Origin of the sequence: Streptomyces sp. NPDC059224 (assembly GCF_042754285.1) — a bacterium.
Lineage (GTDB): Bacteria > Actinomycetota > Actinomycetes > Streptomycetales > Streptomycetaceae > Streptomyces.
Genome location: NZ_JBHZAN010000003.1, coordinates 218,447 through 237,634, shown reverse-complemented (window position 1 = coordinate 237,634; position 19,188 = coordinate 218,447). Strand labels below are relative to the sequence as shown.

The 19,188-nt window shown below is 72.7% G+C and carries 23 protein-coding genes and 1 riboswitch; of the genes, 11 read left to right on the top strand and 12 right to left on the bottom strand.

Translation table 11 applies throughout. The annotated features are described in order from the left end of the window. Positions 1–67 precede the first annotated feature (67 nt). From ACFXI4_RS04970 to ACFXI4_RS04955, 4 genes are all read left to right on the top strand, one after another. The gene (locus ACFXI4_RS04970; RefSeq protein WP_384988256.1) at positions 68–301 is read left to right on the top strand and encodes a hypothetical protein; all 234 of its coding nucleotides are present in this window, start codon (positions 68–70) and stop codon (positions 299–301) included. Between the two features lie 48 nt (positions 302–349). Continuing rightward, entirely contained in the window at positions 350–1,147 is a 798-nt protein-coding gene (locus ACFXI4_RS04965; RefSeq protein ID WP_384988254.1) for an SURF1 family protein, read from the top strand. 65 nt (positions 1,148–1,212) lie between these two features. Continuing rightward, positions 1,213–2,997: a glycoside hydrolase family 15 protein gene (locus ACFXI4_RS04960; RefSeq protein ID WP_384988252.1), complete on the top strand. Its 1,785-nt coding sequence runs from the start codon at positions 1,213–1,215 to the stop codon at positions 2,995–2,997. Between the two features lie 5 nt (positions 2,998–3,002). Then, the gene (locus ACFXI4_RS04955) at positions 3,003–3,758 is read left to right on the top strand and encodes an SDR family oxidoreductase (RefSeq protein ID WP_384988250.1); all 756 of its coding nucleotides are present in this window, start codon (positions 3,003–3,005) and stop codon (positions 3,756–3,758) included. Between the two features lie 45 nt (positions 3,759–3,803). On the opposite strand, the gene amaP is transcribed toward ACFXI4_RS04955, so the two are convergent. The 5 genes from amaP to ACFXI4_RS04930 are packed head-to-tail and all read right to left on the bottom strand — an operon-like array spanning position 3,804 to position 6,038. Then, complete coding sequence (gene amaP, locus ACFXI4_RS04950) at positions 3,804–4,382, bottom strand: alkaline shock response membrane anchor protein AmaP (RefSeq protein WP_384988248.1); 579 nt, start codon at positions 4,380–4,382, stop codon at positions 3,804–3,806. Positions 4,383–4,386: 4 nt separating this feature from the next. Then, positions 4,387–4,992 (bottom strand): DUF6286 domain-containing protein, encoded by a 606-nt coding sequence (locus ACFXI4_RS04945; RefSeq protein WP_384988246.1) that lies wholly within the window; start codon positions 4,990–4,992, stop codon positions 4,387–4,389. Further along, complete coding sequence (locus ACFXI4_RS04940; RefSeq protein ID WP_384988244.1) at positions 4,992–5,351, bottom strand: hypothetical protein; 360 nt, start codon at positions 5,349–5,351, stop codon at positions 4,992–4,994. The genes ACFXI4_RS04945 and ACFXI4_RS04940 overlap by 1 nt, the downstream gene beginning before the upstream one ends. Next, entirely contained in the window at positions 5,348–5,542 is a 195-nt protein-coding gene (locus tag ACFXI4_RS04935; RefSeq protein WP_384988242.1) for a hypothetical protein, read from the bottom strand. Before ACFXI4_RS04935 ends, ACFXI4_RS04940 begins: the two co-directional genes overlap by 4 nt. A 19-nt stretch (positions 5,543–5,561) precedes the next feature. Further along, complete coding sequence (locus ACFXI4_RS04930; protein WP_384988240.1) at positions 5,562–6,038, bottom strand: Asp23/Gls24 family envelope stress response protein; 477 nt, start codon at positions 6,036–6,038, stop codon at positions 5,562–5,564. An 87-nt stretch (positions 6,039–6,125) separates the two neighbouring features. Between ACFXI4_RS04930 and ACFXI4_RS04925 the strand changes: the two genes are divergently transcribed. Next, complete coding sequence (locus ACFXI4_RS04925; protein ID WP_384988238.1) at positions 6,126–6,824, top strand: nucleopolyhedrovirus P10 family protein; 699 nt, start codon at positions 6,126–6,128, stop codon at positions 6,822–6,824. Between the two features lie 78 nt (positions 6,825–6,902). Here the strand turns inward: ACFXI4_RS04925 and ACFXI4_RS04920 are convergent, their stop codons facing one another. The 4 genes from ACFXI4_RS04920 to ACFXI4_RS04905 all read right to left on the bottom strand — a co-directional run bounded on the left by ACFXI4_RS04920 (position 6,903) and on the right by ACFXI4_RS04905 (position 10,996). After that, complete coding sequence (locus ACFXI4_RS04920) at positions 6,903–7,706, bottom strand: enoyl-CoA hydratase/isomerase family protein (RefSeq protein WP_384988236.1); 804 nt, start codon at positions 7,704–7,706, stop codon at positions 6,903–6,905. A gap of 128 nt (positions 7,707–7,834) precedes the next feature. After that, positions 7,835–8,053, bottom strand: coding sequence for a helix-turn-helix domain-containing protein (locus tag ACFXI4_RS04915; RefSeq protein ID WP_046727957.1), 219 nt, complete (start codon positions 8,051–8,053; stop codon positions 7,835–7,837). Positions 8,054–8,414: 361 nt separating this feature from the next. Then, positions 8,415–10,013: an ABC-F family ATP-binding cassette domain-containing protein gene (locus tag ACFXI4_RS04910; RefSeq protein WP_362729574.1), complete on the bottom strand. Its 1,599-nt coding sequence runs from the start codon at positions 10,011–10,013 to the stop codon at positions 8,415–8,417. Positions 10,014–10,105: 92 nt separating this feature from the next. Then, positions 10,106–10,996 (bottom strand): hypothetical protein, encoded by an 891-nt coding sequence (locus ACFXI4_RS04905; RefSeq protein ID WP_384988233.1) that lies wholly within the window; start codon positions 10,994–10,996, stop codon positions 10,106–10,108. Between the two features lie 219 nt (positions 10,997–11,215). Here ACFXI4_RS04905 and ACFXI4_RS04900 point away from each other — a divergent pair, with 219 nt between their 5' ends. Further along, a complete protein-coding gene (locus tag ACFXI4_RS04900) occupies positions 11,216–12,106 on the top strand; it encodes a neutral zinc metallopeptidase (RefSeq protein WP_384988231.1) in 891 nt (296 codons plus the stop codon). 106 nt (positions 12,107–12,212) lie between these two features. Next, on the top strand, positions 12,213–12,626 hold the full coding sequence (locus ACFXI4_RS04895; RefSeq protein WP_384988229.1) for a VOC family protein: 414 nt from the start codon (positions 12,213–12,215) through the stop codon (positions 12,624–12,626). A gap of 22 nt (positions 12,627–12,648) precedes the next feature. Here the strand turns inward: ACFXI4_RS04895 and ACFXI4_RS04890 are convergent, their stop codons facing one another. From ACFXI4_RS04890 to ACFXI4_RS04880, 3 genes are all read right to left on the bottom strand, one after another. Beyond that, entirely contained in the window at positions 12,649–14,043 is a 1,395-nt protein-coding gene (locus tag ACFXI4_RS04890; RefSeq protein WP_384988227.1) for a hypothetical protein, read from the bottom strand. Positions 14,044–14,375: 332 nt separating this feature from the next. Next, entirely contained in the window at positions 14,376–15,503 is a 1,128-nt protein-coding gene (locus ACFXI4_RS04885; protein ID WP_384988225.1) for an alpha/beta hydrolase, read from the bottom strand. A 61-nt stretch (positions 15,504–15,564) separates the two neighbouring features. Then, positions 15,565–16,296 carry a class II aldolase/adducin family protein gene (locus tag ACFXI4_RS04880; RefSeq protein WP_384988223.1) on the bottom strand — a complete coding sequence of 244 codons (732 nt, stop codon included), beginning with the start codon at positions 16,294–16,296 and terminating at the stop codon, positions 15,565–15,567. Positions 16,297–16,736: 440 nt separating this feature from the next. Between ACFXI4_RS04880 and ACFXI4_RS04875 the strand changes: the two genes are divergently transcribed. The 4 genes from ACFXI4_RS04875 to ACFXI4_RS04860 are packed head-to-tail and all read left to right on the top strand — an operon-like array spanning position 16,737 to position 18,796. Further along, positions 16,737–16,877 carry a hypothetical protein gene (locus ACFXI4_RS04875; protein WP_384988221.1) on the top strand — a complete coding sequence of 47 codons (141 nt, stop codon included), beginning with the start codon at positions 16,737–16,739 and terminating at the stop codon, positions 16,875–16,877. A 33-nt stretch (positions 16,878–16,910) separates the two neighbouring features. Beyond that, a complete protein-coding gene (locus ACFXI4_RS04870) occupies positions 16,911–17,297 on the top strand; it encodes a GH25 family lysozyme (protein WP_384988219.1) in 387 nt (128 codons plus the stop codon). Between the two features lie 22 nt (positions 17,298–17,319). After that, a complete protein-coding gene (locus tag ACFXI4_RS04865) occupies positions 17,320–18,549 on the top strand; it encodes an anion permease (protein ID WP_384988217.1) in 1,230 nt (409 codons plus the stop codon). A gap of 19 nt (positions 18,550–18,568) precedes the next feature. Further along, complete coding sequence (locus ACFXI4_RS04860; RefSeq protein WP_362731115.1) at positions 18,569–18,796, top strand: hypothetical protein; 228 nt, start codon at positions 18,569–18,571, stop codon at positions 18,794–18,796. 190 nt (positions 18,797–18,986) lie between these two features. Beyond that, positions 18,987–19,131: riboswitch (cobalamin riboswitch) on the top strand. The last annotated feature ends 57 nt before the right edge of the window (positions 19,132–19,188 follow it).

The window sequence follows — 19,188 nt, the reverse complement described above, 5'->3', positions numbered from 1 at the left end:
GTGATTGCCGGGCGACTCGCCCGGCGCCCGCTCGCCCGCGCGGGGACGACCACCCACCCTGAGGCCCATGGCGAAATGTGAAGTCTGCGGCAATGACTACGGAATGACCTTCGAGGTGCACGCGCAGGGCGCGGTCCACGTCTTCGACTGCTTCTCCTGTGCGATCCACCGCATGGCCCCCGTCTGCGAGCACTGCAAGGTCTCGATCATCGGCCAGGGCGTCGAGGCCGGGAACCAGTGGTACTGCGGCGCCCACTGCGCCCGCGAGGCCGGGAAGGCGGGCATCGTCGACCGCGTGTGACCGGTACCCGCGCGTTCGCACCCCACGACCGAGTTGTACGGTCGTGGGGTGTACCGCTTCCTGTTGACCCGGCAGTGGGTGATCCTCACCCTGATCTCCCTGCTCCTCATCCCCACCATGATCCGGCTGGGGTTCTGGCAGAAGCACCGGTACGAGGAGCGCAGCGCCCGTAACGCGCTGGTGGCCCAGGCGCTGAACGCGAAGCCGGTACCCGTGGAGCGGGTGACCGGGCCGGGGCACGCGGTGACCCGCAAGGAGCGGTACCACACCGTCACCGCCACCGGCACCTTCGACACCGCCCACGAGGTCGTCGTCCGGCGTCGCACCAACGCCGACGACGAGGTCGGGTACCACGTCCTCACCCCCTTCGTGCTGGCCGACGGCAGGGTGCTGCTGGTCAACCGGGGCTGGATCTCCTCGGACGGCCCGAGCCAGACCGCGTTCCCCAAGGTCCCGGCCCCGCCGGCCGGGCGGGTCACCGTCCAGGGCCGCCTGATGCCCGACGAGACGACCGCGGCGAGCGGCATCAAGGACATCAAGGGCCTGCCCGACCGGCAGATCATGCTGATCAACAGCGCGGAGCAGGCGCGCCGGCTCGGCAAGCAGGTGCTGGGCGGCTACATCCAGCAGACCGCGCCCGAGCCCAGGGGCGACACCCCGGAGCAGATCTCCGACCCGGGCAAGGAGGACGCCCCGCTGAACTACGCCTACATGATCCAGTGGTGGCTGTTCGCCGCGGGCGTCCCCTACGGCTGGTTCGTGCTGGTGCGCCGGGAGGCCCGGACCCGCGAGGAGGCCGGGAAGGACGAGCCCGCGGCGGAAACGGAACCGGCCGCCGCCGTCTGAGCGCCTGGTCACTCCCCCGGCCCACCCCCTGATTGGCCCACCGGCCCGGGGGGAAACCGGAATCCGTGGACCGACGCATCGAGGACTACGCCCTCATCGGCGACGAGCAGACCGCTGCCCTGGTCGGCCGGGACGGCTCCGTCGACTGGCTGTGCGTGCCCCGGTTCGACTCCGCGGCCTGCTTCGCCCGGCTCCTGGGCGACGAGGACAACGGCCACTGGCGGATCGCCCCGAAGGACGCCACCACCTGCACGCGGCGCGGCTACCGGCCCGACACGCTGGTCCTGGACACCGAGTGGGAGACCCCCGAGGGCGCGGTCCGGGTCACCGACCTGATGCCCCAGCGCGACCGCGCGCCCGATGTCGTACGCATCGTCGAGGGCATCAGCGGCCGCGTCACCGTGCACAGCACGCTCCGCCTCCGCTTCGACTACGGCTCGGTCGTGCCCTGGATGCGCCGCTCGAGCGGCAGCCGGGTGGCCGTCGCCGGCCCCGACTCGGTGTGGCTGCGCAGCGAACCGCCCGTGCGGACCTGGGGCGAGGACTTCGGCACGCACTCGGAGTTCACCGTCGCGGAGGGCGAGCGGGTCGCCTTCGTGCTCACCTGGCACCCCTCGCACGAGAGGCGCCCGGCGCTGGTGGACCCCTACGAGGCGCTGCGCGCCACCGTCACCGACTGGCGGCGCTGGACCGCCCGCTGCACCTACCGGGGCCCCTACCGGGACGTGGTCGTGCGCTCGCTGATCACCCTCAAGGCGCTCACCTACGCGCCGACCGGCGGCATCGTGGCCGCCGCCACCAGCTCTCTGCCCGAGGAGCTGGGCGGGGTGCGCAACTGGGACTACCGCTTCTGCTGGCTGCGCGACTCCACGCTCACGCTCGGCGCGCTGCTGTCGGCCGGCTACCACAAGGAGGCCGAGGCCTGGCGCGACTGGCTGGTGCGCGCGGTCGCCGGCGACCCGGCGGACCTGCAGATCATGTACGGCCTGGCCGGCGAGCGCCGGCTGCCCGAGTTCGAACTGCCCTGGCTGTCCGGCTTCGCCGGCTCGGCGCCGGTACGCGTCGGCAACGGCGCCGTCGACCAGCTCCAGCTGGACGTGTACGGCGAGGTCATGGACTCGCTGTCGCTGTCCCGCACCGCCGGCCTGTCCACCAGGCCGCACATGTGGGCCATCCAGTGCTCGCTCATGAAGTTCCTGGAGAAGATCTGGCGCCGGCCGGACGAGGGGCTGTGGGAGGTACGCGGCGGCCGCCGGCACTTCGTGCACTCCAAGGTGCTGGTGTGGGTGGCCGCGGACCGCGCGGTGCGCACCCTGGAGGAGCACGCGGAGCTGGAGGGCGAGCTGGAGGGCTGGCGCGCGCTCCGCGACGAGGTGCACCGGGAGGTGTGCGAGAAGGGGTTCGACGCGCAGCGCAACACCTTCACCCAGTACTACGGCTCGCGCGAACTCGACGCCGCCCTGCTGCTGATCCCCCGCTTCGGGTTCCTGCCGCCGGACGACCCGCGGGTGATCGGCACGGTGGACGCGATCCGCGACGACCTGGGCCACGACGGTTTGGTACGCCGCTACGACACCGACGCGATCGGCGTCGACGGCATGCCGGGTGGCGAGGGCGCCTTCCTGGCCTGCTCGTTCTGGCTCGCCGACGCGCTGCACATGACGGGCCGTACCGACGAGGCGAAGGAACTGTTCGAACGGCTGGTGGGACTCGTCAACGACGTGGGGCTGCTCTCCGAGGAGTACGAACCCGAACTCGGACGCCAGCTGGGCAACTTCCCGCAGGCGTTCAGCCACATCGGACTGGTGAACACCGCCCTCACACTGTTCGGCGGCGACGAGGCAGGATAGGGGCCATGGATCTTGGACTGAAGGACCGGGTGTACGTAGTCACCGGAGCGACCCGCGGGCTGGGCAACGCGGCCGCGCGCGAGCTGGTCGCCGACGGGGCGAAGATCGTGGTGACCGGACGCGACGAGAAGCGGGTCGCCGAGGCGGTGGCCGAGCTGGGGCCGAACGCGGCGGGCCTGGCCGTCGACAACGCGGAGGCGGACGCACCGGAGCGGGTGATCGCGGCGGCGCGTGAGCGGTTCGGCCGCTTCGACGGCATCCTCGTGAGCGTGGGCGGGCCCCCGGCCGGGTTCGTCGCCGACAACACGGACGAACAGTGGCAGACCGCCTACGAGACGGTGTTCCTGGGGGCCGTACGGCTCGCCCGCGCGGCCGCGGCGGAGCTGACGGACGGCGGTGTCATCGGGTTCGTGCTGTCCGGGTCGGTGTACGAGCCGATTCCCGGGCTGACGATCTCGAACGCGCTGCGGCCGGGACTCGCCGGGTACGCCAAGTCGCTTGCGGACGAGCTGGGGCCGCGCGGGATCCGGGTGGTGGGGCTGCTGCCGTCACGGATCGACACCGACCGGGTACGGGAGCTGGACGGACTGTCGGCCGACCCCGAGGCCACCCGGATGGAGAACGAGTCCCGCATTCCGCTGCGGCGCTACGGGACACCCGAGGAGTTCGGGCGGGTGGGCGCGTTCCTGCTGTCGCCGGCGGCGTCCTATCTGACGGGCATCATGGTGCCCGTCGACGGCGGTATGCGGCACGGTTTCTGACGGCCCGGCTCCCGGCGGGGCGCGGCCGGTCCGCCGGACGGCGGCTCAGGTGACCCTCTCCGCGCGGTGTTTCACCGATGTCAGGCGCACCTCCGCCGGGAGCCTCTTCAGGGCGGCCGAGTCCCGGGCGTGGGCCAGTGCGTGCGAGGTGAGGTCGTCCAGGGCCGCACGCGGTGGCACGTCCGCGTCCAGCTGGAGCCACACCCGTACCTCCGGAGCCTTAGGCCTGCCCCGCAGTACCGCCTGGGCGTGGGCGACGCCCCGCTGGTGGGCCACGTCGTTGGCCAGGACCGTCTCCAGGGCCCTGCCGCGCAGCAGCGCGCCCTCGCCGTCACCGGTGTCCACCACGACCTCGGTCAGCCGGCGCCGGCGCAGTTGCGCGGTCAGCCACCACAGGGACAGCAGGAGCAGGACCGCCAGGGCGGCCAGCACCGTCGGCCACCACCAGCCCGCGCCACGCCAGTGGGTGCGTTCGGCGGTGCTGAGGAGGACGTCGTGACGGCCGTCGTGGATCCACCAGGAGGAGGACGGGGCGCCCAGGCCGACGGCCAGCACCGCACCGCCCAGGGCGAGGAGCGCCAGGCCCGTCAGACCGATCAGTACGCGGTTGATCGCCGTGCGCATCGGCTCATCCCTTCCGGCCGGGGCGGATGACGTTCAGGGTCAGCCTGGGCGGGTGCGCGAGGCCCAGGCCGTGGATCGCGCCGGTGAGTGCCGTGTCCAGGTCGGCCCGCACCTCGTCGAGTTCACGGAAGTGGGAGACGGCGAGGACATGGGCGCGGGAGCGGTTCAGCCGCACGCGCACCCGGCGTACGCCCGAGATCTCCATGGCCCGGTCGCGCAGCGCCATCGCGGCCGCGTCACGGCGCAGCCCGGCGCGCACGTCGGGGTGGCTGCGGAGCATCGGCAGCACGTCCCGCAGGCCCGGTGTGAGGGCCAGGGTCAGCAGCCATGCGCCGAGGGCGGCGGCGATGCCCGCGCCGACCAGCACCCAGGTGTCGTCGAGGGGCCGCGTCGCGAGTTGCCGGGCCAGTGCGCGGCGCCAGTGCATCGCCGGGTGGTGGGCGCGTACGGCCGCGATGTCGTACAGGAAGGCGGCCGACGTCACCAGGAACAGGGTGGCGACCAGCGCCGCAGGTGCACGGCGGGGCGACCAGAAGCGGGCCTCGTGACCGGCCGGCGGCGGCGCGGCCTCGGGGGGCCTCTCGACGGCCTGTGTCTGATCGGTGCTCATCACGCCCTCCCCGGGCTCTGGGCCGGGTGCAGCCGTTCGACGTGCACGACGACCTCCCGCACCTCCATGTCCACCAACGCGCCTACCCGCTCGACCACATGTCGACGCACAGCCGCGCAGCGGGCGCCGATGTCGGACGGATAGTCCAGTTCGAGGTGGACGCGGACCCGGGCGGTGCCGTGGTGGACCACCACCGTGGCGTGCGGGGGCACGGCGTCCTTCGGGAGCGGGCCGAGGACCTCGCGGGCCGCCTGCGCCGCGATCTTCGCCACCACCCGGTCGGCGATCCGGACGGCCCCCCGGTCGCCCGGCGGCACGACGGTTGCGGGCCCGCGCGTCTCGCTGCTCGCGGTGGTCATCGCCGCCGGTCGCGGCGGTCGTCGCGGCTGCGGAAGAAGTCGCCGGGTTCGAGGTCTCCCTCCGCGAACCTGCCGACGACGAACCCGACGGCGCCGAGCGCCGCCACCAGCAGGAAGGCGCCGAACCCGCCGAAGAACCCGGCGAAGCCCAGCGCCATGCCGGCGATCATGCCGACCACGGCCACGTTCATGGTGAGCTCCCCTCAGCCGTCACTGGAGCCGGGACTCCGGCTCCGCTTCCTCTTCTTCGGGCAGCTTCACGTCGCTGACCGCGATGTTGACCTCGACCACTTCGAGCCCGGTCATCCGTTCCACGGCCGCGATCACGTTCTCCCGCACCGCGCGGGCCACGTCGGCGATCGACACGCCGTAGTCCACGACGATCTCCAGGTCGAGCGCGGTCTGCACCTCGCCGACCTCCGCCTTCACACCCCGGGTGACCGACTTGGAGCCGCCCGGCACCCGGTCGCGCACCACACCGAAGGTACGGGCGAGTCCACTGCCCATCGCGTGCACGCCGACCACGTCCCGGGCCGCCAGTCCGGCGATCTTCTCCACCACGCCGTCGGCGATCGTGGTCCGCCCCCGGGTCGACGGGTCGCCGCCACCGCGTCTGACGGCCTTCCGGGTCTGCACCGCCGGATCCCTCGGGTCCTGCTCCGGCTCAGCCGTCGTCGTCTCCGTCATCGCCCTGCACCCCTTCTGATCGTGGTCCTGCGACCACGGTAAGTGCCGGTGCCCCGCCGCGCGCCGGTGATGCGGCAGGCTGGAGCAATGACTGCGGACCGGTGGACAGAGGCGGTACGGCACCCGCTGGGCCTCGGGAGGCTGCTCCCGCTGGGCGGGCCGCCCGACGGTGCGTGGGTGACGGAGGCGGTGGCCGACGCGGTGCTGCGCCGGGCGGCGGCCGAGGTCGTGGGGGTACGGCTGGGGGCTGTGCGGATCGCGCCGGCGGATCCCGAGGACGTGTCGGAACCCGCCGTACCGGCACCGCCCGGTGCCGTGCCGCCGGGGCCGCTGCGGCTGGCGGCGGAGTTCGCGGCGACGGCCGCCGAACCGCTGCCGGTGACGGCGGGCCGGTTGCGCCGGGCGCTGGCGGCCGCGGCGACGGCGGGGCTCGGGCTGGCGGTGACCGAGGTGGACCTGCGGGTGACCGACCTGCTGACACGCGACCGGGCGGAGCCGGCGGCCCTGCGACCGCCTCGGCCGCCGTCGGTCCGGGAGGGCACGGACCCGGACGGGGCGCGGGTGACGGCGGCGGCGCTGGCGGTGCCGGGGGTGGCGCGGGTGACCGGGGCGCTGAGCCGGGAGGTGCACGTCGAGGGGGCGTTGCCGCGCCGGCATGTGCGGGTGGAGGTGGCGCTGTCCGAGGGGCCCGGCGCCGTGCCGGTGGCGAGGAAGGTCCGTGCCGCGGTCGGAGCGGCACTGGGGGATCACCCCACGGTGGCGGTGCTGGTGACGGACGTCGGCTGAAGTGGGAAGGGGCGCGGGGCTGTGTCGGTGCGCGGCCGCCGCCGCGTGGGCGCGACCAGCCCCGGCCGCCCGCGTGGGCTACTCGCCCACGCCCGCCAGGTCCCGCAGGCGGCGGGCCTGGGCCTGCCGCTCGGCGGCCCGCTGCTCGTCGTACGTCCGGTCGCCCGCACCGCGCAGCAGCGCCTTGGTCTCCACCACCGCGTCCCGGGGCGCGGCCAGCAGCGCCGCGGCCAGGTCGCGCACGGCGGCGGCGAGTTCGGCGCCCGGCACCGCGAGGTTCGCGAGCCCGGAGGCCACCGCCTCCTCTGCCTGTACGAACCGTCCGGTCGCGCAGATCTCCAGCGCACGTGCGTAGCCGACGAGGGAGACCAGCGGGTGGGTACCCGTGAGATCGGGCACCAGGCCCAGGCTGGTCTCGCGCATGGCGAACTGCACGTCGTCCGCGACGACGCGCAGGTCACAGGCGAGGGCCAGCTGGAAGCCGGCCCCGATGGCATGGCCCTGCACGGCGGCGATCGACACGAGGTCGTTGCGCCGCCACCAGGTGAACGCCTGCTGGTATTCGGCGATGGTCGCGTCGAGCCCGGCGTCGTCACGGCGCGCGAGTTCGATGAACGTCGGCTCGCCCGGGATCCCCTCCGGCGAGAACATCTGCCGGTCGAGGCCCGCGGAGAAGGACTGGCCCTCACCGCGCAGCACGACGACGCGGACCGACCCCGGCAGCGACCGCCCGGCCTCGGCCAACGCCCGCCACAGTGCGGGACTCTGGGCGTTGCGCTTGGCCGGGTTGGTCAGCGTCACCGTGGCGAGTGCGTCGTCGACGGTGAGCCGTACGCCGTCCTTGTCGAGAACAGGAGCGAGGTCCTGGTCGGGCGAAGCCATGGGGCGCCTCCGATGTGTGCGGTCATCACGCATTGCCGTAGGGCATGCTAAGTGACTGCACAGTAACCACCCGGCCGATCAGTCGGCCGACCGGGTGGCCACCATCGAAGCCGATGGGCCGCCCGGGGTCAGGACGCGGCTTTCTTGCCCCGCGTCGCCCCGCCACGCCCACGCAGCGTGACACCCGACTCGCTGAGCATCCGGTGGACGAAGCCATACGAGCGGCCGGTTTCCTCGGCCAGTGCCCGAATGCTCGCGCCGGAGTCGTACTTCTTCTTCAGGTCTGCCGCGAGCTTGTCGCGCGCGGCGCCGGTTACCCGGCTGCCCTTCTTCAGAGTCTCGGCCACCCGTGCCTCCTCATGGGAAGTGCGCTCTGGTCCCCTCATGATCACCCCTCCGGGGCGCGATGGCCACCCATTCGGCAAGGTCCGTGAGACATCGTTGTGACGACAGGAGCGCGTCCCCACAAGCGGAATCTTCGATTCCTGCATGGACTGTCCATGAGGCTGAACGGGTTCTTCCACGAACTGCCAGGTCAGAGACAGAAAGCGGCCGACCCCTTATCGACAAAGGGGCCGGCCGCGAAATCGATGTAGGACACACCTCGATACGAGGAGATCTCACACAGATGATGGATCACCGATAGGCCGAATGATCCATAGCCAGTGGATCAGGCATTCGATCAACCGACGGCGACGCGATCGGTGCTCAGGCGAGCGCCACGAGGTCCGCGTAGTCGGCACCCCACAGGTCCTCGACACCGTCGGGGAGCAGGATGATCCGCTCGGGCTGGAGCGCCTCGACGGCGCCCTCGTCGTGGGTGACCAGGACGACCGCGCCCTTGTAGGTGTGCAGCGCGCCGAGGATCTCCTCACGGCTGGCGGGATCGAGGTTGTTGGTCGGCTCGTCGAGCAGCAGGACGTTCGCCGAGGAGACGACCAGGGTGGCGAGGGCGAGCCGGGTCTTCTCGCCGCCGGAGAGGACACCGGCGGGCTTGTCGACGTCGTCGCCGGAGAACAGGAACGAGCCCAGCACCTTGCGGACCTCTACGAGATCCATGTCGGGGGCGGCGGAGCGCATGTTCTCCAGCACCGACCGGTCCGGGTCCAGGGTCTCGTGCTCCTGGGCGTAGTAGCCGAGCTTGAGGCCGTGACCCTCGATCACCTCGCCGGTGTCCGGCTGCTCGACCCCGCCGAGCAGCCGCAGCAGGGTGGTCTTGCCGGCGCCGTTCAGGCCCAGGATGACGACCCTGGAGCCCTTGTCGATGGCCAGGTCGACATCGGTGAAGATCTCCAGCGAGCCGTACGACTTCGACAGGCCCTCGGCCGTCAGCGGGGTCTTGCCGCAGGGCGCCGGCTCCGGGAAGCGCAGCTTGGCGACCTTGTCGGAGACCCGGACGGCGTCCAGGCCGGCCAGCAGCTTGTCGGCGCGGCGGGCCATGTTCTGCGCGGCGACCGTCTTGGTGGCTTTCGCGCGCATCTTGTCGGCCTGCGAGTGCAGCGCGGCCGCCTTCTTCTCCGCGTTGGCACGCTCGCGCTTGCGGCGCTTCTCGTCGGCCTCGCGCTGCTGCTGGTACAGCTTCCAGCCCATGTTGTAGACGTCGATCTGGGAGCGGTTGGCGTCCAGGTAGAAGACCTTGTTGACGACCGTCTCGACCAGGTCGACGTCGTGGGAGATCACGATGAAGCCGCCGCGGTAGGTCTTCAGGTAGTCGCGCAGCCAGACGATCGAGTCGGCGTCGAGGTGGTTGGTCGGCTCGTCCAGCAGGAGCGTGTCCGCGTCCGAGAACAGGATCCGGGCCAGCTCGATACGGCGGCGCTGACCGCCGGAGAGCGTGTGCAAGGGCTGGCCGAGCACCCGGTCGGGCAGGTTGAGCGCGGCGGCGATGGTGGCGGCCTCGGCCTCGGCGGAGTACCCGCCCTTGGTGAGGAACTCGGTCTCCTGGCGCTCGTACTGCCGCAGCGCCTTCTCGCGGGTGGCGCCCTGGCCGTTGGCGATGCGCTGCTCGTTCTCGCGCATCTTGCGGATCAGCACGTCGAGGCCGCGGGCGGAGAGGACGCGGTCGCGGGCGAGCACGTCGAGGTCGCCGGTACGCGGGTCCTGCGGGAGGTAGCCCACCTCGCCGGAACGGGTGACGGTACCCGCGGCGGGGACACCGTCACCGGCCAGGACCTTGGTGAGGGTGGTCTTGCCGGCGCCGTTGCGGCCGACCAGACCGATGCGGTCACCCTTGGCGACGCGGAAGGTGGCGTTCTCGATGAGGATGCGCGCACCGGCGCGCAGCTCGATACCGGAGGCGGAGATCACGGACAGACTCCAGGGCGTACGGGGTTTGACGGGTGGGCGGCTGAGGACGTTCCCGCCGTCTAATGCGCGAGGAGAATGGCCATGGGCCAAGTCTAACGGGGCGGCGCAAGCGCTTTTTCGGTGCGCGGGTGTTCGGGGCGGATGCGAGGGCGTTCGTTGCCGAGGGGTGCGCGGTGCGGAACGATCCGGCCCAGGTCGTCCACGGCGATGAGCTGCGCGGTCCAGGCGCCGTCGGCGCAGGGCTGGGCGACGAGCAGGGCGGGGCCGTGACGTACGGCACGTTCGGGGCGGAACGCGCAGCCCGCGCGGGCGGGCAGTACCCAGCGCAGATCGCCGTCGGCGGTGCGGTACGCGGCGATGCGGGCCGGGGTGACGACCCCGAGGACGCCGCGGCCGAGGGGGCGCAGGACGCCGGTGCCGCCCTGTCGCCGGAGCCAGCCGGTGGCCGCGGGCAGGGCGCGGTGCCAGCGCACGGAACGGCCGTCCGTGTCGGTGACCAGCCCGTCGTCCCAGACGGCGATCGCGTGCCCGCGCGCGGGCAGCACGCTCAGCGGACGCCGTCCCGCGCGCGCGTACCGCCAGCGCAGGGTCCGTCCGTCGTACGCCTCGACCACCGCTCCGTGCGCGCGTGCGGTGCGCGCCGCAGGGCCGGGGGTGAGGTGGTCCCCGTAGGGGGCGGGACGAACCTGCTGGGTGCAGAGGGCGAGGCCGGCCAGCAGAAGGACGAGCGTGACGGGGAGGAGGCGGCGGGCCAGGGTGACGGGGCGGCAGATGCGAACGGGGCGGACGGGGCGGGTGGGGCGGGTGGGGCGTTGGCAGGAGGGGGGCGGGGCCGGGGAGCGGCGGCCCGCGGAGGACGCGAACGGCGCGACCGGGCGGGGGCGGCCGACCGTGGCGGCCCGGGGCGGGGAGCCGTCCGCGGGCCGGGGCGCGCCGCGGAAGCCGTCCGGAGCGGTGGGCGGCGAGGTCGTCCCGTGTGGCATGACGGGCACCGCTACCCCCTTAGGCGCCCGGCCGGGCGTCCTCGTCCCATGGATCAGGCGCAGAGCGTAGTCACGGCCGCGGGGCGGGGGCTGGCGTGACGCGGGGGCGGGGCGGGACGTCGCCCGATCGGGCGTTCGCCGGGCCATCGACGCGAAGTGGCGGCCCTGATGGCGCAAGGTGGATGCAGGGGACGGTGCGAGCAGAAGGCGGTGCGCCCCATGCAGTTCGACGACGACGCGAACCTGGACACCTCCGAGGTCCAGGACGTGCGCGGCAGCCGGGTGCCGGGCGGGAAGGCGACCATCGGCGGCGGCCTGGCCGGTCTGATCGCGCTGCTGCTCGCCCTGTTCTTCGGTGTCGGCCCGGACCAGCTGGGCCTCTCCTCCGGTGACAGCTCGCCCTCGCCCGCCTCCTCGTCGCTGGCGCAGGTGCAGCAGAGCTGCCGTACCGGACGGGACGCGAACACCAAGGACGACCGCCGGATGGTGGCGGTGGTCAACAGCGTGCAGGACTTCTGGAAGCAGGAGTTCCAGGAGCGCCGGGGCGTCTACACCAACGCCCCGACGGTGTTCTTCACCGGCCGGGTCGGCACCGCCTGCGGTACGGCGACCTCTGCGGTCGGGCCGTTCTACTGCCCGGGCGACCGCAAGGTCTACCTGGACCTCGGGTTCTTCGACGAGCTGCGGTCCAAGTTCGGCGCGAGCGGCGGCCCGTTCGCCCAGGCGTACGTCGTGGCGCACGAGTACGGGCACCATGTGCAGGACCTGATGGGCACGTTGAGCAGGTCGCGGGACAACCTGACCGGGGTGAACAGCAATGCGGTGCGGGTGGAGCTCCAGGCCGACTGCTATGCCGGGGTGTGGGCGCGGCACGCGACGACCACGAAGGACGAGTCGACCGGCCGGCCGCTGATCACCCGCCTGACGGACGCCGACATCCGGGACGGTCTCGACGCGGCGGCGGCGGTGGGCGACGACCGGATCCAGGAGCGCTACCAGGGGCGGGTGACACCCGAGACCTGGACGCACGGGTCGGCGCAGCAGCGCCAGCAGTGGTTCTACCAGGGGTACCGGACCGGGGACATGGCGCGGTGCAACACCTTCCGGTGAGGGCGCGGCGCCTTCGGCCGGGGGCGTTGTCAGTGCCGGGTGCAAGACTGTGCAGCAGGCCGGACGACGGCTCTCGGGGGACCGGCACAGGAGGGGAGTGATCGGCATGGCAGGCACGACCGGCGGACGGCCGAGCATCTATCCGTCACTGCTGTACACGGACGCGAAGGCGGCGATCAGACAACTGACGGAGGCCTTCGGCTTCACCGAACTGTCGGTGTACGAGGGCGAGGACGGCATGGTGCTGCACGCCGAACTGGTGCAGGGCAACGGCGCGGTGATGCTGGGTTCCAAGGGCCGCGGCGGCCGTTTCGACGCGGCGATGGAGGGCGCGGGCCCGACCGGGGTGTACATCGTCGTGGACGACGTAGACGCACACCACCAGCGGGCCGTGGATCACGGCGCCGAGATCCTGATGCCCCCGACGGACCAGGACTACGGCTCGCGGGACTACATGGCCCGGGACGTCGAGGGCAATGTCTGGAGCTTCGGCACCTACGCCCCGGAGACAACGGCCTGACCCGCCCGCCCCGCCCGGCCCGTCAGCCCCCGGTGTGCACCTGGAAGGCCGCCCGGCGGACGGCCTTGGCCAGCGCCGGGTCGGGGTGGGCGGCGGCGAGGGCGACCAGGACCTGCACGGTGCGCGGGTGACCGACGGCCCGCACCTCGTCGAGCAGCGCGGGGACGGTGGGCTGCAGCGCCGACTCCAGGTGGCGGACCAGCAGCGGCGCCTCACCGTGGTCGGCGACCGCGGCGGCCGTGTCCACCCACAGCCAGGTGGCCTCTTCGCGGGTGAGCACCTCGTGCGCGTCCTCCGGGTCGACTCCGTCGTGCTCGGCCAGCCACAGCAGGGCGTACGGCCGCAGGGTCGGCTCGTCGACGACCGCGTGGACGTCCGGTTCGGCGGGGGCGCCCACCACGCGGAGCGCCTCGAAGGCGAGACCGCGCAGCAGGGCGTCCTCGCCGCGGGCGGCGGCGACGAGTTCGGCGACCGCGCTGCCGACGGGGCGGGCGGCGAGCCAGGCCCGGTACTCGGCGCGGGCCGCGTTGGGGCGGAGCTGCGCGCAGCCGCGCAGCATCTCCTCGGCGGCGACCTCGATGTTCCCGGCGGGGCTCTGCGCGGCCACGCAGATCTGCTCCAGCTTGACCCAGACCGCCCAGCTGCCCAGCGGGGTGAGGGTGGCCTGGCCGGTGCCGTAGGTCAGCGCGCCGACGGAGGCGAGCGCGTGCAGGGACCAGTCGAGGAGGGGAGCGAGCTCGGCGTCCTCGGCGGGCGCGGGGTCGTCGGCCGGTGCGCGGTCGGCCAGGTCGGTGCGGGCGGCGGCCATCGCGGCGACGGGGACCGGGGACCCGGCACCGATCCCGGCCTCCGTCTCGTAGGGGACCTCGCAGCGCTCGGTGCGCAGTTCGGTGACCCGCTGCCGCAGCAGGTCCAGGAGCTGCTCGACCGGGACGGGACCGGCGGACAGCTGGAGGAAGGAGAGCACCTGGGGCATGGCCGAGACGACCTCGGCGACGGCCGCGGCCTCGAACTCGGCGGGCTCCGGATGGGCGAGCGACCAGGCGTCGAAGAGGGCGACCCAGCCGCGCAGCACGGCGCTGTCGTCGCGGTCCCAGGCGCGCAGGCGCCACCCTGGGCGTGCGCTGTCGCCGTGCACCTCGACCAGGCCGGCGAGCCGGGCGGTGTCCCAGTCGGCGCGGACCTGAGCCACGGTCAGGCCCAGATCGCCGGACGCGCGTTCGGCGGACGCCTCGGAGAGAGTGGCCTTGCCGTCAGCGGTCGCGCCGTCGCTGCCCGGACCGAGTGCCGTGTCGGCCCAGCGGGCGACTCGGGCCGCTCCGGCCAGCCCGGACCGCGCCATTCTGGCCAGCTCGGCGGGGGCCGGGGTGCCCTCGGGCGGGCGGGGTGCGGGGCGGCGCGCGGGCCGCTGGTTCATCGCTCGGGGGGCTGCGGCCAGGGGTCGCGTTCGGACGAGTCGAAGCCTTGAGTCGCGCGGGATACGGGACGTCACGGGTGCAGTCTTCCGGTTGACGGTCCGAAAACCCAAACGGAATGTCACGGCGGGCGACGGGGCTGGCCAACGCACGGGGCCCGAGGGGAGGCGAAGAGACATGTTCAGGCCAGTGGTACGGCCTTAAACGGAACCCTCGGGACCGGCTGGAATCGGGGCCTCCGGCCTGTGCCGGCACAGGTTCCGGGGCGGCTCGCCCGCCAGGGGCGAATCACATCAATACGGTCATACATGAGGAGTAAGGATATTCATGAACATCACATAAGAGGTGTGAGGAATCTGCGCAGCCGCTCCTCGTACTGCCGGGGGCCGACGTTCCACATGGCGCTGTGCGGGGCGTCCGGCACGGTGTGCAGGGCGATGCGGTCGGGGTGCCGGGCCGCGAGCCGGCGGGAGTACACCCAGGGGGCCACCGCGTCGTCCGGGCCGTGGACGATCAGGGTGGGCACGATGAGCCGCTCCGGGTCGACCGGGTGGCCGACGTGGTCACCGCCCAGGCCCGCGCGGCCCTGGGCGGCGCGCACCGCTAGCGGCAGCAGCGGGTCGGGGGTGTGCCGGGCCTGGGCGAGGGCCCGCAGGGTGGCCTCCCAGTTCAGCACCGGCGAGTCCAGGATCAGCCCGCAGACGCGCTCACGCAGCGCCGAGTGGGCGGCGGCCCGCAGCGCCATGGTGGCGCCGGTGGACCAGCCGTACAGGACCACACGGCGGGCGCCGTAGCGGACGGCGTAGCGGATCGCCGCGTCCAGGTCGCGCCACTCGCTCTCGCCGAGGTGGTTCAGGCCGTCCGGGGGGCGCGGTGCCCCGAGGTCGCCGCGGTAGCCGAGGGCCAGGACGGGCAGCCGCCGGCCGTGCAGGAACCCCATGACGTTCATGGCGAGCTCGCGGGTGGCACCGAGGCCGTGCACCGCGATCACCCAGGTGTCCCGGTAGCCCGGCACGAACCAGGCGGGCAGCGCGCCGAGTTCACCGGGTATGTCGATGTCCGCGTGGTCCAGGCCCAGGGCCGCGCCCGGGTTGCCGACGTGCACGTTGGGGGTGAGCCAGACCTTGTCGCCGGTTTCCAGGGTGCCGTGGGTCACGCGCTCCAGCCGCCGCACGACGGTGTCCGGGGTGGTCGCGGCGGATTCCAGGACGGCGCCGACGACCGCGTGTGAGCCGTCGCCGGCCAGGCCGTAGGTGCCGGGACGTCGCGAGGCGAGATCGCGGGTGAGGGTGATGCGGCCGGCCGCCGTGCCGTGCACGGTGAGCCGGGGCTCGGTGGGCAGGGGCCGGCCGGGCGGCGCCTTGAGCGCGGCGTCACTGGCGAACCGCCCCGCGGCCACGCTGGCCGCGCCGGCGGCGAGTACGGCACCGACGGCGGCGGCCGTGACTTTGACTGGGCGCACCTGTCCAGTGTCGGGGCGGACCGGGACGGCGGCCAGTGGAAGCGGGCCCACGGTGCCGGATTCAGCCCCGCGGCTGGCCGTATCCGCGCAGGCGGTCCGCCACCTGAGCCAGCTGGTCCGGTGAGAGCAGCGCCGGGGTCCGGCCCGGGACCGAGGACGCCGTCAGCCACAGGCGGCACATCCACTCCAGCTGGGCGGTGCGGTCATAGGCCTGGGCCAGGGTGGCGCCATAGGTGACCGTGCCGTGGTTCTGGAGGAGGCATCCGGAGCGTCCGGCCAGGGCGAGGAGCATGTTCTCGGCCAACTCGTCGGTGCCGTACGTCGCATACGGGGCAACCCGGACGGCACCGCCGAGCGCGGCGGACATGTAGTGGATCAGCGGCAGCTCCGGCACGAGGGTCGAGACGGCCGTCGCGTGCACGGCGTGGGTGTGCACGACGGCACCGGCGTCCGTGCCGCCGTAGACCGCGAGATGCATCGGCAGTTCACTGGTCGGGACCAGGGCGCCCAGCACCTGGCGGCCGGCGAGGTCGACGCCCGTCACGTCGTCGGGGGTGAGCGCGTCGTACGGCACGCCCGACGGCGTGACCAGCACGGTGTCGCCGACACGGACCGAGACGTTGCCGGAGGTGCCGACGACCAGCCCGTCGGCCACCGTGCGGCGGGCGGTGGCGACCAGTTCACGCCAGGCGCTCGCCTCCTCCGCATGCACCTTTCGCCTTCGCGGCTCCGACACCCCCTGTGCGCCGCGCCCATACCGCCCGTCACGCTCGTCCCGCCGCTGCTCAGCCATGGCCCGATCCTGTCAGGCGGCGCCCCAACGAGCCTGTACGGCAGAGCACTTTGGGGAGGAAGATCCGAATCCAGCAGAGCGCATAGCGGTACAGAAAGGCACATTTCCGGGCTTGGCGGAAGATCGTCGAAGTTACACCGCTCTTCCAGCCATCCCTGGACGATCTTTCGTGCACGTCGCCGTTCCGGGGGGAAACTCGGCCCGTGACCGCACTCCGTCACACCACCGCCGCCACCACGCCCGCACACTCGCCGCGGCCGCGCTCGTGCTCGCCGGAGCCGCCACCGCCCTCGCCGGGACACCGGCCGGGGCGGCCGGTCCGCCGAAGGCGGCACGACGTCTCCCTCCCACCAGAAGAACATCGACCGGCAATCATGCGCGGCGCCTACCGCTTCGCCCTGCCGGACATGTAGCCGGGCGCCCGGCGGGCCGCGTGTTTCGTGAGCCACGGCGGCACCGGGACGGCGGACGGCTGGACGCTGCCGCCCGCGCTCGACATCGAGTACGACCCGTACGAGGAGAAGCACAGGTGCTACGGGCTGAGCCACTCCGGGACGGTCCGGTGGATCAGGTCCTTGTAGTGACGAGCTGAACCGGGAGACCGGCGGCGGCCGGTGATCCACACGACCGCCCGCTGGTGGAACCTGCGCACCGGCGGCAGCGCCGCCTTCGCCGCGGACCGCGCCCCGTGGATCGCCCGCCACGGCCCGGCGGACGCGGGCGCGCTCCCGGCCCGGTGGTCGCGGTGGACCTTCTGGCAGTACGACAACAGCGGCAGCCTGCCGGGTGACCAGAATCTCCTCAACGGTTCGGCGGCCCGGCTGAAGGCGTTCGCCTCGGGCCGCTGGCCTACGGGCGACTGGGCCGCCGGACCGGACGACGGGACGGCGGTCTCACCCGTCCCCGCGTACGGATACCCTGAGGTCAATTCCAGACACCACAGAGACCATCTCAGTTCACCTTCCGTTCATCCAGGTTGCCTACGGTCCAACGGCCGATGACCTCTAAAGATTGTCTGGGTAAATGGAAAACTTCTCGCTGATCCTCGCGATTGTGGTGGTGACCGCACTCGCGTTTGATTTCACGAACGGTTTCCACGACACCGCCAACGCGATGGCCACGACCATCTCGACCGGCGCGCTCAAGCCCAAGATCGCGGTGACCATGTCCGCCGCGCTCAACCTGGTCGGCGCCTTCCTCTCCGTGGAGGTCGCCAACACCATCTCCAAGGGCCTCGTCGACGAGAACGGCATCCGCCCCGAGGTCATCTTCGCCGCGTTGGTCGGCGCGATCCTCTGGAACCTGGTGACCTGGCTGGTGGGCCTGCCCTCCAGTTCCTCGCACGCCCTGATGGGCGGCCTGATCGGTGCCACCGTCGCCTCCGCCGGCTTCGGCGCGGTCCACAGCGACGTTCTGGTCACCAAGGTCCTGCTCCCGGCGGTCGCCGCCCCCGTGGTCGCGGGCCTCGCGGCGATGCTCTCCACCCGGCTCTCCTACGCGCTCTCCAAGAACGCCGAGGACGAGGCCGCCCGCAAGGGCTACCGGGCCGGCCAGATCGCCTCCGCCGGCCTGGTCTCGCTCGCGCACGGCACCAACGACGCGCAGAAGACGATGGGCATCATCACCCTCGCGCTGATCGCGGGCGGCTCCATCGCCCCCGGCTCCAACCCTCCCACCTGGGTCATCCTCTCCGCCGGCCTGGCCATCGCGCTGGGCACCTACATCGGCGGGTGGCGGATCATCCGCACCATGGGAACGGGCCTGACCGACCTCCAGCCGCAGCAGGGCTTCGCCGCCCAGACCAGCGCGGCCACCGCCATCCTGGCCTCCTCCCACCTCGGCTTCTCCCTCTCCACCACGCACGTCGTCTCCGGTTCCGTGATGGGCGCGGGTCTGGGCCGCAAGGGCGGCACGGTCCGCTGGTCCACCGCAACCCGCATGATGGTCGCCTGGGTGCTCACCCTCCCCGCGGCCGCGCTCGTCGGCGCGCTCGCCGAGTCCGTGACGGACCTCGGCGACTGGGGCACGGCGGTCGTCGCCGTCTTCCTCGTCGCCTCCAGTGCCGCGATCTGGAAGCTCTCCCGTCGCGAGGTGGTGGACAGCGCGAACGTCAACGGCACCGAGCCGGCCGGCGTGGTGACCGCGGCGATGGCCGCCGTGACCCCGCCGCCCGCGGGGACCGTCACGGACGGCCTGACGGCCACCATCCCCTCCCCCGCCGCTCCCGCCACCGACCCGGCCGCGACCGTCTGACCCCCGAGGAAGAACCGACATGAACATCGACTGGGCAGCCATCGGCTCCGTCTTCGGCGTCAGCCTCGTGGTGACCGTGGGCATGGTGGCCCTCTTCACCCTCGGCATCAAGGGTCTGTCCGCCCGCGAACGCGCCACCGCCCAGGGCAACTCCGCGGCCCTGGCCGTCACCACCGCCTACCTGTGCTTCGCGGCCTGCGCGGCCGCCGTGGCCTACGGCATCCACCTGATCGTGGCGAAGTCCTGACCACGGCCGAGAACTGACCACCGCCAAGGCCTGACCACCGCCGAGACCTGACCTCGCCGGCCGCCCGCGGCCGTCGAAAGGCCCCTCCCCGCCCGCCGGGAAGGGGCCTTCGGCATACCCCACGAGCCCGGCTGGACCACCGGTGTGGGCCTTCCCACACACTCCCCTCGCAGGTCAACGGCAAGTTGACTGGTCTTCCGGGGCCGTGGTGGACTTCCGGAGCCAAGTACGGCGGCAAGAGAGGAAGCCGGTGCGAATCCGGCGCGGTCCCGCCACTGTCACCGGGGTAGCAATCCCCGGGAGCCAGGAACTCTCACCGCCGGTCTCGTCGAACCAGGGCGTGGACACCCTGAGTGAGGACATATCGCCATGCGCGGCTGCCGAACGAGGTT